The following is a 13,654-nucleotide window of genomic DNA, read 5'->3' on the forward strand; positions in this document are numbered from 1 at the left end:
GCTGAACCTCCCGGTGATCGTGGCGCTGTACACGGTCGCGGTGCTGGGAGACCGCCGACGCACCCTGTGGACCGGGGTGATCGCCGCGACGGTCTCGGGCGCGGTGGCGCTGAAGGTCGGCCGGGACGTGGCCAACCCGCAGGGACTGCCGGTCCTGGAGATGGTCTGGCCGCTCGTTCCGCTGCTCCTGGGCGAGGTGGTGCGGACCCGCCGGGAACTGCTGGCGGAGTACGCCGCGCGCGCCGCGCGGGCCGAGGAGGACCGGGAACGGGAGGCCGTCCGCCGGGTCCGGCAGGAGCGGGCGCGGGTCGCCCGGGAGATCCACGACATCCTCGCGCACACGGTGAGCGCGATGACCGTGCAGGCCGGAGTGGCTCTCGAAGCGCTGGACGCCGCGCCGGAGGTGTCGCGGCAGGCGATGACGCAGGTGCGCGCCTCCGGCAAGGAAGCCGTACGGGAACTCCGGGCCACGCTGTCCGTCCTGCGCGCGGCGGAGTCCACGGCGCCGGCCCCCCCGCCTCGACCAGCTGGACGAGCTGGTGGCGGGGGTCGAGGCGGGCGGCGTACGGGTCAGCCTGCGGCGGGACACGGGGGACGCGGCCTTCCCCTCGGTCGTCGAGGCCACGGCGTACCGGATCGTGCAGGAGGCGCTGACCAACGTGGTGAAGCACTCCGCGGCGCGGCACGCCGCGGTGTCGGTGACCCGCGACGCCGCCCGTCTGACCATCGAGATCGTGGACGACGGTCCACCGGCGCCGCCGAGCGCCGCCCCGCCCGCCGACCGGGGCTTCGGCCTGATCGGCATGCGGGAACGCGCGGTCGCGGTGGGCGGCGGCGTCACGTACGGTCCGGTGCCGGGCGGCGGCTTCCGCGTCCACGCCGAACTGCCGACGGAGGGTGCGGCCTCATGAAACATGACGCGGTACGGAACAGGGGGGAGCGGCCTCATGACCGGGGAGCTGTACGGAGCAGGGGGAGCGGCCTCATGACCGAGCAGGCGTACGGCGCGGCGGCCGCGCCGACGCCCGTCCGGGTGGTCCTCGCCGACGACCAGACCGTCGTACGGGCCGGATTCCGTGCCCTCCTCGACCTCACCGACGACCTGGTCGTCGTCGCGGAGGCGGCCGACGGGGCCCGAGCCGTCGAGGCGGTCCGGACGACCCGCCCGGACGTCGTGCTGATGGACATCCGGGATGCCCGGCGTCGACGGCCTGGAGGCCACCCGCCGGATCGCCGCGGACCGCTCCCTCGACCGGGTCCGCGTGGTCATGCTCACCACGTACCAGGTCGACGCGTACGTCTTCGAGACCCTCCGCCACGGTGCCGCGGGCTTTCTGCTCAAGGACATCGAGCCGGACGACCTGCGCGCCGCGATCCGTACGGTCGCGGCGGGCCGGAGCCTGCTCGCCCCCGCCGTCACCCGCCAGGTGATCGAGGAGTTCGCCCGGCTGAAGGCCCCCGAGGCGGCGGGCGCCGAACGGCTCGCCGTTCTCACCGGCCGGGAGCGCGAGGTGATGGCGCTGGTCGCCACCGGACTGTCCAACGACGAGATCGGCAAGGAACTGATCATGAGCCCGCTGACCGCGAAGACTCATGTCAGCCGGACCATGACGAAGCTGGGCGCCCGCGACCGGGCGCAGCTGGTGGTCCTCGCCTACGAAACGGGTCTGGTCAGGGCCGGGGGCCGCTGACCGTACTCCGGCGGGAGGAGGAAGCGGCTCCCGCCGGAGGATTCGCGACCGGCCCCCCGCTCGTAGCGTCGGCCGCATGATCGAAGCAACGGAACTCACCAAGCGATACGGCGGACGGACCGCTGTCGACCGGCTGTCGTTCACCGTCCGGCCCGGCCGGGTGACCGGCTTCCTCTGCCCGAACGGTGCCGGGAAATCGACCACCATGCGCCTGATCCTCGGCCTCGACTCCCCGAGCGCCGGGCATGTCACCGTGGGCGGGAAGACCTACGCGGACCTGCCCGTGCCGCTGCGGACGGTCGGCTCGCTGCTCGACGCCAAGGGCGTCCACGGCGGCCCCTCCGCCTACCACCACCTGGCCGGACTCGCGGCGAGCAACGGCATCCCGCGCCGCCGCGTCGAGGAGGTGCTCGACCTCGTCGGTCTCCCGGAAGAGACGGCCCGCAGGCGTACCAAGGGGTTCTCGCTCGGCATGGGCCAGCGGCTCGGTATCGCGGCGGCGCTGATCGGGGAGCCGGAGGTACTGATCCTCGACGAACCGGTCAACGGCCTCGACACCGAGGGCATCCGCTGGATCCGGGGACTGATGCGGTCCCTGGCGGCGGAAGGCCGCACGGTGTTCCTCTCCAGCCACCTCATGAGCGAGATGGAACTGACGGCCGACCACCTCATCGTGATCGGACAGGGCCGGCTGATCGCGGACACGGCCGTGCGCGACCTCATCGAGAGCAACTCCCGCTCGCACACCCTCGTCAGGTCCCCCGAACCGGAACGGCTGCGCACCCTGCTGGAAGCGGTCGGAGCACGCGTACGGCTGGACGCCAGGGGCGGCTGGCGGGTCGACGGACCCGACGCCCCGGCCATCGGCGACCTGGCCCGCGACCACGGGGTCGCCGTCCACGAACTCACCCCCGCCCACTCCTCCTTGGAGGAGGTCTACATAACACTGTCGCAGTCCTCGGTGGAGTACCGGGCCGAGGACAGGAGTCCGTCGGCGCCCCGGAAGGAGACAGCCCGATGACCACGACCACGCCCGCCCTGTCCGACACGCGTCGGAACCGGAAACGGACCGGCTTCCGAGAGGCCCTCGCCTACGAATGGATCAAGTTCCGCAGCGTGCGCTCCACGGTGTGGACGACCGTGGCGACGGCCGTGATCCCGGTGCTGGGCGCGGTGTTCGTCGCCACGACCGGAAGCCTTCAGCCCGACGACACGGTCCTCGGCGGCAGCCTCACGCTCACCGTCGTCGCCCAGATGCTGGCCGCGGTCGTCGGGGCGCTCGTCGCCTCGGGGGAGTACAGCCGCGGCACCATCCGTACGACGTTCGCCGCCTGCCCCCGCCGGGGCACGGTCCTCGCTGCCAAGGCGACCCTGGTGGCGGGCGTGATGTACGCCCTCGCTCTGGCCTCCTGCACGGCTGCCTACCTCGTCGGGGACGCGTTGCTGCCGCAGGGCCGGTACGCCCAGGGCGAGCCTCTGCCCGCCCTGTTCGGCATCGCCGCGTCCTTCGCGGTGGCCGCCGTGCTCGGCCTCGCAGTCGGCACCCTCGTGCGCCACTCCGCCGGGGCGGTCACCACGGTGCTCGGCCTGCTGCTCCTGCCGTCGCTGTTCGGCCCCCTCTTCGGCGAAGCCGAACGCTGGGTCGCCGGCCTCTCCCCGACGGCCGCACTGGAAAAGCTCACCCAGACCTCGGACGCCGCCGCCGACACCGTGGGCAGCCTGGGCCCCTGGCCCTCCTTGCTCCTGGTCGCCGCCTGCACGACGGCAGTCACGGCCGCCGCCCTGCTGCTGCTCCGGCGGCGGGACGTGTGAGGGGGAGGGGCCGGGCGAGGCGGGGCAGCACGTGCGACGCGCGGGCCGCTGCTTACGCCGCCATGACGCCGCGCTCGCTAATGTCCCCCTGACCGACGAAAAGGCCCTCCTGCGCGGAGGGCCTCACGGTCGTGCGGTCGGTGCGCCCCCGGCAGGACTCGAACCTGCGGCCAAGCGCTTAGAAGGCGCCTGCTCTATCCACTGAGCTACGGGGGCCCGGGAGTCCTGATCGGTGGTTCCGTGGCCGTGCCGGGACAAGGATAGGGCTCCGATCCCCTGGACCCGGTTGCTTCACCTGCGTGGCACGATGTGTAGGTTCGGTGAAGCGAACCGATAATCGCAGGTGGGTGCGATTCTCGCATCGGTTTTTGCTCCCCCCGCGCCGGGTGTTGTGCACTCGTTATGCCCCTGCCCCACTCACCCCCTCTGTCCTGACTCTGTCAAGAGGGTGGAACCGCCGCGCAGAGAGGGCTATACGCTTCAAAAAGGCTTCAAAATTGGGCATTCTTCGCATGTGGTGACCATGGACGTACGGCCTCAGCTCATCGACGCACTTTCCGCCCTGCGCGACCGTGTCGCCGCCGTGCGTCTTCCACTGCCCCTGCCGGGAGCCGAACGCGCCCGGCAGACCAGGGTCGAACTCCTCGCTCAGCTCGACGACTACCTCCTGCCGCGCCTCAAGGACCCCGAGGCGCCGCTGCTCGCCGTGATCGGCGGATCCACCGGGGCCGGGAAGTCCACCCTGGTCAACTCGCTGGTGGGGTGCCGGGTCAGTCAGGCCGGGGTGCTGCGGCCCACCACGCGGACCCCGGTGCTGGTCTGTCACCCGGACGACCACCACTGGTTCGCCGGGGTGCGGGTGCTGCCGCAGCTGCCCCGGATCTGGCTGCCGCCGGGTCAGACGCCCGACCCGGACGGGCTGGACGACCTCGCCGCACGGGGAGAGGACGGGGAGACCGCGCTGCGGGTGGAGACCGCGGTGAGCCTGCCCCGCGGGCTCGCGCTCCTGGACGCCCCCGACATCGACTCGCTCGTCGTCCGCAACCGCGTCCTCGCCGCCGAACTCATCTGCGCCGCCGACATCTGGGTGATGGTCACCACCGCCTCGCGCTACGCCGACGCGGTGCCCTGGCATCTGCTGCGTACCGCGAAGGAGTACGACGCGGCACTCGTCACCGTCCTCGACCGGGTGCCCCACCAGGTTATCGCCGAGGTGTCCCGGCAGTACGCGGCGCTGCTGACCCGGGCCGGACTCGGCGACGTACCCCGGTTCACCATCCCGGAACTGCCCGAGTCCGCGGGCGGCGGCAGCGGACTGCTCCCCACCACCGCGGTCGCCCCGCTGCTCGCCTGGCTCGCCCACCGGGCCCAGGACCCCGCGGCCCGGCAGCAGGCGGTGGGGCGCACCGCGTCCGGCGTCATCGAGTCGCTCAACGTGCGGATGCCCTCACTGGCCTCAGCCGTCGCCGCTCAGTACGCCGCCTCCGTACGGCTGACCGGGGTGGTCGAGGACGCGTACGGCAAGGAGGCCGCCCGGATCCGGCGCCGTCTCCGGAGCGGGGCGGTGCTCTCCGGGGACGCGCGGACCCGGTGGCGCGGCTACCCGCTCTACAGCTCGCCCGAGGAACTCGTCGAGGCCCTCGTCGACAGCCTGGTGGCCCTGCTCCAGTGCTCGGTCTCCGCCGCCGACGAACAGATCCGCACCCAGTGGCGCCGGGAGCCCGCCGGGGGCCTGTTCCGGTTCGAGGAGGCCGGGCGGGAGGCCGGTGGCTGGGGGCCCGCCGAGGACGTCGAAGGGCGCATCGCCGTCGCCGTACGCCGGTGGCGGCGGGTCCTGGAGGAGCTGGCCGAGGAGGAGGTGCGCCAGCTCGAACGCAGCGTGGCGCCCGCCCCCGAGAACGTCGTCGCCCTGCTCGCGGCCGCCCTCCTCGGCGGACGTCGAGCCCGTGCGGCGGGGGAGCAGCTCGCCGAACGCATCGGCGCCCAGGGCGCGCTGCGCCTCCGCGACAAGGGCGGCGAGCTGCTGACGAGCTACCTCGACCAGGTCCTCGGCGGTGAACGCGACCGCCGCCTCGCCCCGCTCGACGTGCTCGACGTCGCCCCCGAACCCCAGGCCGAACTGATCGCCGCGCTTTCCGTACTGCAGAAGGAGAGGTGGCAGCGATGACTGCCGTCACGGACGAGGACAACGGCAAGGGCACCGGCACGGGGAAGTCGGACGGAGGCCGGAGCGGGCGCAAGGGCGGGCGCTGGGACGACGGGCTCATCGCCCGGCGCGCCGCGGCGGCCGAGACCCACGAGGCCGGGGAACCCGTGCCCGGTACGTCCGACGAGGACGACCCGGAGCCGCAGGTCGAGGCGTACGTCCCTTCCGGCGGGCCGCTGCCGCCCCGGCTGGACGCCCTGCGCGAACTCGTCGGACTCTCCCGTGCCCGGCTCGACCGGGACACCCTCGCCGAGGCGGGACGCGTGCTCGACGAGGCCGCCGCCCGGCGGCGGCTCTCCGCACGGCACACGGTCATCGCCGTCGCGGGAGCCACCGGCAGCGGGAAGTCGACCCTGTTCAACGCGCTCGCCGGCGCCCCGATCTCCGACACCGGGCTGCGCCGGCCCACCACCGCCCAGCCCATCGCGTGCAGCTGGACCGACGGGGCCGCCGGGCTGCTGGACAGGCTCGCCGTCCCCGGCCGGCTGCGGCGCAGGCCCCACCCCGGGCCCACCGCTTCCGACGAGGCGCTCCAGGGACTCGTCCTGGTCGATCTGCCCGACCACGACTCGGCGGCCGTCGAGCACCGCGACCAGGTGGACCGGGTCCTGGCGCTGGTCGACGCGGTGATCTGGGTCGTCGACCCGGAGAAGTACGCCGACGCCGCCCTCCACGAGCGCTATCTGCGCCCGCTCGCCGGACACGCGGAGGTCACCTTCGTCGTCCTCAACCAGACCGACCGGCTGCCCGGCGAGGCGGCCGACCTCGTCCTCGACGACCTGCGCCGCCTCCTCGACGAGGACGGCATCGCGCTCGGCGAGCACGGCGAACCCGGCGCCACCGTCATGTCCCTGTCCGCGCTCACCGGCGACGGGGTGCCCGAACTCCGCGAGATGGTCGGCCGCTTCGTCCAGGACCGCACGGCCGCCACCCGTCGGCTGTCCGCCGACGTCGACGCGGCGGCGGCACGGCTGCGCCCGGTGTACGTGGCCGAGGGGCGGCCCGGGCTCGGCGAGCTGGCCCGCGAGGAGTTCACCGACCGGCTGGCCGAGGCCGTCGGCGCGGCGGCCGCCGGACAGGCCGCCGAACGGGAGTGGCGCAGGAACGCCGGGCGGGCCTGCGGGACGCCGTGGCTGCGGCTCTGGCGCTGGTACGAGAACCGGGGCCTGCCCGGCAGCCTGGACCGGATGGGCCAGGCACTCACCCCGCCCGAGGAGGAACTGACGGCCCGGCAGCGGGTCGAGCAGGCGGTCCGGATCGTCGCGGACGACGCCGCCGACGGGCTGCCCGGACCCTGGGCGCAGGCGGTGCGAGAGTCCGCGTACAACGGGGCGAAGGGGCTGTCCGAGGCGCTGGACGAACTGGCGGTCAGGGCCGGGGCGCCGGGGGCGGCCGGGCGGAGCGGCGGGACGGCGGGAGCCCAGGGCATCAGCGGGACGCCGCTCGGCGGCCGGGCGGCCAGGCCGCCCCGGCCGAAGTGGTGGCCGGCCGCCGTGCTGGCCCAGGTGTCGATGACGCTCCTCCAGATCTTCGGCGGCCTGTGGCTGGTCGGCCAGATCATCGGCGTCCTGGAGCCGGGGCTCGTCACGCCGGCGCTCGTCATGCTGGCCGGCGTCGTCGGCGGCCCGCTGGTGGAGTGGTCCTGCGCCGCCGCCATCCGGGGACCGGCCAGGCGGTACGGGCAGGACGCCGAGCGGCGGCTGCGCGATGCGGCGGCCGGCTGTGGCCGGGCCAGGGTCCTGGACCCGGTCGCGGCCGAACTGGTGCGCTACCGGGAAGTGCGCGAGCGGTACGTGACGGTGACGGAGTTCTCCACAACCGGCCGGTAGTCCACAGGCCCCGACGCGATTCCCGCCCGGCGTCCACCATGGAGTCCGCACGACACCGCCGTACGACGAACCGCCGTACGACGAACCGCCGTACGACGAGGTGCGAGCGGACGAGCGGTGCGATGCGGTACGACAAGGAAAGCGGGGGCGGGAAATGAACGAGACCTTGGTGACACTGGTGGGAAACGCCGCCACGGCGGTGGAGTTCCGGGAGACGGCCACCGGCGGAATGGCGCGATTCCGTTTCGCCGTCACTCCGCGGCGCTGGGACCGTGAGAAACAGCTCTGGGCCGACGGCCGCACCAGCTTCTACACCGTCTGGTCCTGGCGAACGCTCGCCGCGAATCTGGCCGGTTCCGTATCGGTCGGCGAACCCCTGGTCGTGCACGGCCGGTTGAAGGTCCGTGAGGAGGAACAAGCCGGTCAGCGCAGGACGTTCGTCGATGTCGAGGCCGTCGCCGTGGGCCACGACCTGAGCCGCGGAACCGCCGCCTTCCGCCGGGCGGCCAGAGCGGAAGTCATGTCGACGGAGCGTTCGGGGCGGGTCACGGACGGCGACGCGGGGGAGTCGCCGAAGCGGCCCGAACGGGAAGCCGCAATGGCGGCAGTGTCCTGAAAAGGCTGATCGGCGACAAGTACGCCGGCCATCCCGCGATAACGATTCCGATTCGGAATGGTTGTGCAAGGGCAGTACGGGGGACTGCCCTTCGCCCGTTCTTTAGGATTCCCAGTGCTCATGGGTCACTTGGGTCTGCTGGCGAGGCATTCCCCACACGCGCACCATGCGCGAGGGCCTCGCCCGGAGGGGAATTCTGTGTTTTCTGCGTCTTCAGCGTCCGTTGCGTCGTCCGGCACGACAGGGGCGCCCCCGGGCCGCGGGATCCTCCGCCCGGTCGCCGCGCTGCTGCTCTCCGGTCTCGTCGCGGCCGCCGCACTCGTCGGCGCCGGACCGGCGGCGGCTGACGACCCGGGCCGGCACCACGGCGGCGCGGCCGCGGTGCTCGACGGGTTGAAGACCTTCGACAGCGCCGTGCTCCGTATCGCGGGGGAGGACGGTGCGCCCGACCGGACCCAGGAACTGCCCGCCGGACTGTTCGAGATGACCGTGGACGGCGGCGGCAAGCTCAAGACCTACTGCATCGACCTCCACAACCCCACCCAGGACCAGGCGAAGTACCTGGAGACCCCCTGGGCGGAGACCTCGCTCAGCGGCAACCGGAACGCGGGGAAGATCCGCTGGATCCTCCAGCACTCCTACCCCCAGGTCGACGACCTGGCCGCGCTCGCCGACGCGGCCGGCACCGGCCCGCTGACCGAGCGGACCGCCGCCGCCGGAACCCAGGTCGCCATCTGGCGCTACTCGGACGACGCCGATGTCACCGCATCGGACAAGCAGGCGGAGAAGCTCGCCGACTGGCTGCACCGCAACGCGCGCAAGACGAAGGAACCCCGGGCCTCGCTCACCCTGGAACCGGCCGCCGTCGCCGGGCGGGCCGGTGAGCTGCTCGGCCCCGTGACCGTCCGCACTGACGCGGACCAGGTCTCGGTGGCACCTCCGGTGGACGCGGCGGCCAGCGGTATCGCGGTCACGGACGAGAAGGGCGCCCCCGTCACCGACGCGTCGGACGGGGACCGGCTCTACTTCGCCGTACCGAAGGACACCTCCGACGGCACCGCCTCCCTGGCGGTCCAGGCCACCACCTCCGTGCCGGTCGGCCGGGCCTTCGCCGGGACCGGCCGCACCCAGACCCAGATCCTGGCCGGCTCCAGTGAGTCCACGGTCTCCGCCCGGGCCAGCGCCACGTGGGCCGAGACCGGCGCCGCCCCCGCGCTGACCGCGCGGAAGAACTGCGCCGCGGGCGGTGTGGACGTCACGGCCGCCAACCGGGGCGACCAGCCGTTCACCTTCGAGCTGGCCGGCACCGAGCACACCATCCCCGCCGGGGCCACCCGCACGGTGCTGGTCCCCGTCGCCGAGGACCAGGCGTACGACTTCACCATCACCGGGCCCGCCGGGTTCGGCAGGACCTTCACCGGGGTGCTGGACTGTGCCACCAGCGGCAGCGTCCTGGACCGGGAGAGCGAGGGCGACGGCGGCAACGACGTCGGCACGCGGAGCGCCCAGCAGTCCGTCCCGGCCACGACCGGCTCCAGTACCTCGGGCATGGAGGGCGACCTCGCCGCCACGGGCGGCTCCAGCGCCACCCCGATGCTCGCCGCGGTCGCCATCGGGCTGCTCGTCGTGGGCGGCGGCGCGGTCTTCCTCCTCCGCCGCAAGCAGCCGGGCACCGACGGTGAGTGAGCGGACGCACGCATGAGGTGACCCTGTTCTCGTGCCGATCCCCGGACGGGTTTCCGTCCGGGGAGGGCCGTCAGGCAAGATGGGGTGTATCTGCCCACACCTCTATTGCTGCCGGACGGTTTCTCTTGGCTGAGTTCATCTACACCATGCGCAAGACGCGCAAGGCGCACGGCGACAAGGTGATCCTTGATGACGTCACCTTGAACTTCCTGCCCGGTGCGAAGATCGGTGTCGTGGGGCCCAACGGCGCCGGTAAGTCCACGGTGCTGAAGATCATGGCGGGCCTGGAGCAGCCGTCCAACGGTGACGCGTTCCTGTCGCCCGGGTTCAGCGTCGGCATCCTCATGCAGGAGCCGAAGCTGGACGAGGAGAAGACCGTCCTGGAGAACGTCCAGGACGGCGCCGCCGAGATCATGGGCAAGCTCAAGCGCTTCAACGAGGTCGCCGAGCTCATGGCGACCGACTACTCCGACGCGCTGATGGAGGAGATGGGCAAGCTCCAGGAGGACCTGGACCACGCGAACGCGTGGGACCTGGACGCCCAGCTGGAGCAGGCCATGGACGCCCTGGGCTGCCCGCCCGGCGACTGGCCGGTCACCACCCTCTCCGGTGGCGAGAAGCGCCGCGTGGCGCTCTGCAAGCTGCTCATCGAGGCCCCGGACCTGCTCCTCCTCGACGAGCCCACCAACCACCTGGACGCCGAGTCGGTGAACTGGCTGGAGCAGCACCTCTCGAAGTACTCGGGTGCCGTCGTCGCCGTCACCCACGACCGGTACTTCCTGAACAACGTCGCCGAGTGGATTCTTGAGCTCGACCGCGGCCGCGCGATCCCCTACGAGGGCAACTACTCCACGTACCTGGAGAAGAAGCAGACCCGTCTCAAGGTCGAGGGCCGCAAGGACGAGAAGCGCCAGAAGCGGCTCAAGGAAGAGCTGGAGTGGGTGCGGTCGAACGCCAAGGGGCGTCAGACCAAGTCCAAGGCCCGTCTCGCGCGGTACGAGGAGATGGCGGCCGAGGCCGACAAGATGCGGAAGCTGGACTTCGAGGAGATCCAGATTCCGCCGGGCCCGCGGCTCGGTTCCATCGTCGTCGAGGTCGAGAACCTCTCGAAGGCCTTCGGCGACAAGGTCCTCATCGACGACCTGTCGTTCACGCTGCCCCGTAACGGCATCGTCGGCATCATCGGTCCGAACGGCGCGGGCAAGACCACGCTGTTCAAGATGATCCAGGGCCTGGAGACGCCGGACAGCGGCGCCATCAAGGTCGGCGACACGGTCAAGATCTCCTACGTCGACCAGTCCCGCGCCAACATCGACCCGAAGAAGACCCTCTGGGCCGTCGTCTCGGACGAGCTGGACTACATCAACGTCGGCCAGGTCGAGATGCCCTCGCGCGCCTACGTCTCCGCGTTCGGCTTCAAGGGCCCGGACCAGCAGAAGCCGGCGGGCGTCCTGTCCGGTGGTGAGCGCAACCGCCTCAACCTGGCGCTGACGCTCAAGGAGGGCGGCAACCTGCTGCTCCTCGACGAGCCCACCAACGACCTCGACGTGGAGACCCTGTCCTCGCTCGAGAACGCGCTGCTGGAGTTCCCCGGTGCCGCGGTGGTCATCTCCCACGACCGCTGGTTCCTGGACCGCGTCGCCACGCACATCCTCGCCTACGAGGGTGACTCCAAGTGGTACTGGTTCGAGGGCAACTTCGAGTCGTACGAGAAGAACAAGGTCGAGCGTCTCGGCGCGGACGCGGCCCGCCCGCACCGTGCCACGTACAAGAAGCTCACGCGAGGCTGATCGTCTTGGCTCGTCACCTTTACAGCTGCCCCCTGCGCTGGTCGGACATGGATGCCTTCGGCCACGTCAACAACGTGGTCTTCCTCCGCTATCTGGAGGAGGCGCGCATCGACTTCATGTTCCGGCTGGCGCCCGGGGACGGCTCGCCGTCGTTCTCGGGCGGGTCCGTCGTGGCCCGTCACGAGATCGACTACGTACGGCCGCTGGTCCACCGGCACGAGCCGGTGACCGTCGAGTCGTGGGTCACGAGGATAGGCGCCGCGTCCCTGACGATCGCCTACGAGATCAAGGACGCCGACCAGGTGTACGTACGCGCCTCGACCGTCGTCGTGCCGTACGACCTGGCGGCGGAGCGGCCCCGGCGGATCTCCGCCGAGGAGAAGCTCTTCCTCCAGCAGTACCTCGCAGAGGAGCCCGCGGCGGCATGACCGTGCCCTTGCAGTCGCCGCAGTTCGCCGACGCGAGGGAGGCGGCGGATCTCGCCGCCTTCCTCGGCCGGCTGCTCCACTACGACCGGGCCGCCGCGGTGCGGCTGCAGGCGGGCGGCGGCGACGCACTGGCCGTGTTCGGCCGCCCGCCCTCCTTCGAGGTCCTCGCCATCCGCACCGCCCGCCTGGCCCGCCCCGAGACGCTCGACGTCACGGTGTCGGCCGGTGAGCTGCTGGAGTCGCTGGACATCTCCGGGGAGGGCACCGGAGACCGGGGCGGTACGCTGCCCGCCCCCGTCACCGGGCCGCCCTGGACCGGTGTCCTGCCGCCCCGCGGGCCCTGGCGGGAGCAGGTCGGTCTGCCCCGGCCGGACGCCCTGCGCGCCGCTCTCGACACGGCCGTCGCCGAGTTCCGCACGCGGGACGAGGCGCTGCCCGACGAACTGCGCACCCGCGCCGAACGCGACCGGATCGGCCGAGAGATCTGGTCCCGGCCGGTCGGCGGCACGGACCTGCCCCTGCGCGCCGTGCACGCCGCCCAGTCACTCGGCTTTCTGCGCCCCGACCCGGACTTCCCCGTCTCGCTGCTCTCCGCGGGCGGCTGGCTGCGTCTGCGGACGCCCTTCGGCTCGATCGCGCTGCGCCGCGACCCGGCCGGCGGCCTGGGCGGGCTCGGCCTCACCGTCGGGCACGGCTGACCCGCCGGACCGCCGGGACCGCTCTACTTCTCCTTCGGGTCCATCGGGTCCTTCGAAGGCCCGTCCGGCTTCTCCGGGGCGCGGTCGGGGGCCTCGTTCTCCGGCGCCCCGTGCGCGTCCGGCCAGACGCCGATGTGGTCCAGCTCCAGCTCCAGCAGCACCCGGTGTTCCATGCCCAGCGTCTGCGTGTAGTCTGCGGGCAACTGGAGCCGTCCCGCCCGGTCGAGCATCGCGTACTCCCGGGCCACCTGCGACTCCTGGCCCGTCGCCGCGTCCACCTCCGTGCGGCGCAGCACCTCGGAGGACGTACGGCCGTCGCGGATGGCGACCGTGCGCCGAACCTCGTTCGGCGTCGTCGGCCAGGCGCCCGAGACCAGGGTGGCCTGCTCCTTCAGCCCTGTCTGCGCCACATACGTGAGCTGCGGCGGAAGCGCTTCGGGCCTCGGCAGCCAGGGCACGTTCGCGACGGCCGGCTTCGTGGTGCGCACGCCGTACGCGACCGACGACGTGTCGGCGTGCAGCGGTGCGGGCAGGGCCTTCAGCAGCTCGGCCCCGACCCGCTCCAGCTCGGGGCTCCGCACCTCGGCGTCCCGATGCGCCTGCGGCAGTCCCGGACCGGGCTGCGGGCGGCTGACCTCCAGGGCGCTGCGGCGCGCGTCCGCCGTCGACCGACAGGACCAGCAGCAGCACCGGCGCCGCGCCGCGCAGCGGGCGGCGGCTGAACTGCCAGCCCGCCAGGGCCGCGGGCAGCCCCCGGCCCTTGGCCGCACGCCGTTCGGCGAGCTTCGCCGCGGGCGGGAGCAGGCGCAGTGTGAGGACCGTTCCGGCGAGCAGGGCCAGCGCGGGAGCGGTGACCCACAGATCGCGGACGGAGGCGCGCTGGGTGTCCAGGCTCTGG

The 13,654-nt window shown here is 72.6% G+C and carries 10 protein-coding genes, 1 tRNA gene and 3 pseudogenes; 12 read left to right on the forward strand and 2 right to left on the reverse strand.

Going from position 1 to position 13,654, the window contains the following annotated elements; all coding sequences use genetic code 11:
* Positions 1-352: 352 nt before the first annotated feature.
* The 5 genes and pseudogenes from B9S58_RS38890 to B9S58_RS09445 all read left to right on the forward strand — a co-directional run.
* Positions 353-433, forward strand: a pseudogene (locus tag B9S58_RS38890) (hypothetical protein); the annotation flags it as partial.
* A gap of 106 nt (positions 434-539) precedes the next feature.
* Complete coding sequence (locus B9S58_RS38895; RefSeq protein WP_258044271.1) at positions 540-911, forward strand: sensor histidine kinase; 372 nt, start codon at positions 540-542, stop codon at positions 909-911.
* Between the two features lie 74 nt (positions 912-985).
* Positions 986-1,691, forward strand: a pseudogene (locus tag B9S58_RS09435) (response regulator).
* A gap of 76 nt (positions 1,692-1,767) precedes the next feature.
* A complete protein-coding gene (locus tag B9S58_RS09440) occupies positions 1,768-2,712 on the forward strand; it encodes an ATP-binding cassette domain-containing protein (protein WP_103531664.1) in 945 nt (314 codons plus the stop codon).
* Entirely contained in the window at positions 2,709-3,503 is a 795-nt protein-coding gene (locus tag B9S58_RS09445; protein WP_258044270.1) for an ABC transporter permease, read from the forward strand. Before B9S58_RS09440 ends, B9S58_RS09445 begins: the two co-directional genes overlap by 4 nt.
* 143 nt (positions 3,504-3,646) lie before the next feature.
* On the opposite strand, the gene B9S58_RS09450 is transcribed toward B9S58_RS09445, so the two are convergent.
* A tRNA-Arg gene (locus tag B9S58_RS09450) sits at positions 3,647-3,719 on the reverse strand.
* 307 nt (positions 3,720-4,026) lie between these two features.
* On the opposite strand from B9S58_RS09450, the gene B9S58_RS09455 reads away from it, so the two are divergent.
* The 7 genes from B9S58_RS09455 (at position 4,027) to B9S58_RS09485 (ending at position 12,756) form a co-directional block, all read left to right on the forward strand.
* Positions 4,027-5,670, forward strand: coding sequence for an ATP-binding protein (locus tag B9S58_RS09455; RefSeq protein WP_103531665.1), 1,644 nt, complete (start codon positions 4,027-4,029; stop codon positions 5,668-5,670).
* Positions 5,667-7,538 carry a GTPase gene (locus tag B9S58_RS09460; RefSeq protein ID WP_103531666.1) on the forward strand — a complete coding sequence of 624 codons (1,872 nt, stop codon included), beginning with the start codon at positions 5,667-5,669 and terminating at the stop codon, positions 7,536-7,538. Before B9S58_RS09455 ends, B9S58_RS09460 begins: the two co-directional genes overlap by 4 nt.
* Positions 7,539-7,692: 154 nt before the next feature.
* Positions 7,693-8,154: a single-stranded DNA-binding protein gene (locus B9S58_RS09465; RefSeq protein ID WP_103531667.1), complete on the forward strand. Its 462-nt coding sequence runs from the start codon at positions 7,693-7,695 to the stop codon at positions 8,152-8,154.
* 198 nt (positions 8,155-8,352) lie between these two features.
* A complete protein-coding gene (locus B9S58_RS09470) occupies positions 8,353-9,840 on the forward strand; it encodes a Cys-Gln thioester bond-forming surface protein (RefSeq protein ID WP_103531668.1) in 1,488 nt (495 codons plus the stop codon).
* Between the two features lie 125 nt (positions 9,841-9,965).
* Positions 9,966-11,630 carry an energy-dependent translational throttle protein EttA gene (gene ettA / locus B9S58_RS09475; RefSeq protein ID WP_103531669.1) on the forward strand — a complete coding sequence of 555 codons (1,665 nt, stop codon included), beginning with the start codon at positions 9,966-9,968 and terminating at the stop codon, positions 11,628-11,630.
* A gap of 5 nt (positions 11,631-11,635) precedes the next feature.
* Positions 11,636-12,058, forward strand: a complete 423-nt coding sequence (locus B9S58_RS09480; protein ID WP_103531670.1) for a thioesterase family protein — start codon at positions 11,636-11,638, stop codon at positions 12,056-12,058.
* Positions 12,055-12,756, forward strand: coding sequence for a hypothetical protein (locus B9S58_RS09485; protein WP_103531671.1), 702 nt, complete (start codon positions 12,055-12,057; stop codon positions 12,754-12,756). The genes B9S58_RS09480 and B9S58_RS09485 overlap by 4 nt, the downstream gene beginning before the upstream one ends.
* Before the next feature lie 23 nt (positions 12,757-12,779).
* Here B9S58_RS09485 and B9S58_RS09490 read toward each other — a convergent pair.
* Positions 12,780-13,103 (reverse strand): annotated as a pseudogene (locus B9S58_RS09490) (ABC transporter ATP-binding protein); the annotation flags it as partial.
* Between the last annotated feature and the right edge of the window lie 551 nt (positions 13,104-13,654).

The sequence above is a fragment of the Streptomyces sp. SM11 genome (assembly GCF_002910905.1).
In the GTDB taxonomy this organism is placed as follows: domain Bacteria; phylum Actinomycetota; class Actinomycetes; order Streptomycetales; family Streptomycetaceae; genus Streptomyces.

Bases quoted from the DNA above. Each gene is read 5' to 3' on its own strand.
- B9S58_RS09465 (WP_103531667.1), top strand. From the start codon at position 7,693: ATGAACGAGACCTTGGTGACACTGGTGGGAAACGCCGCCACGGCGGTG.
- B9S58_RS09460 (WP_103531666.1), top strand. From the start codon at position 5,667: ATGACTGCCGTCACGGACGAGGACAACGGCAAGGGCACCGGCACGGGG.
- B9S58_RS09455 (WP_103531665.1), top strand. From the start codon at position 4,027: ATGGACGTACGGCCTCAGCTCATCGACGCACTTTCCGCCCTGCGCGAC.
- B9S58_RS09440 (WP_103531664.1), top strand. From the start codon at position 1,768: ATGATCGAAGCAACGGAACTCACCAAGCGATACGGCGGACGGACCGCT.
- B9S58_RS09485 (WP_103531671.1), top strand. From the start codon at position 12,055: ATGACCGTGCCCTTGCAGTCGCCGCAGTTCGCCGACGCGAGGGAGGCG.
- B9S58_RS09445 (WP_258044270.1), top strand. From the start codon at position 2,709: ATGACCACGACCACGCCCGCCCTGTCCGACACGCGTCGGAACCGGAAA.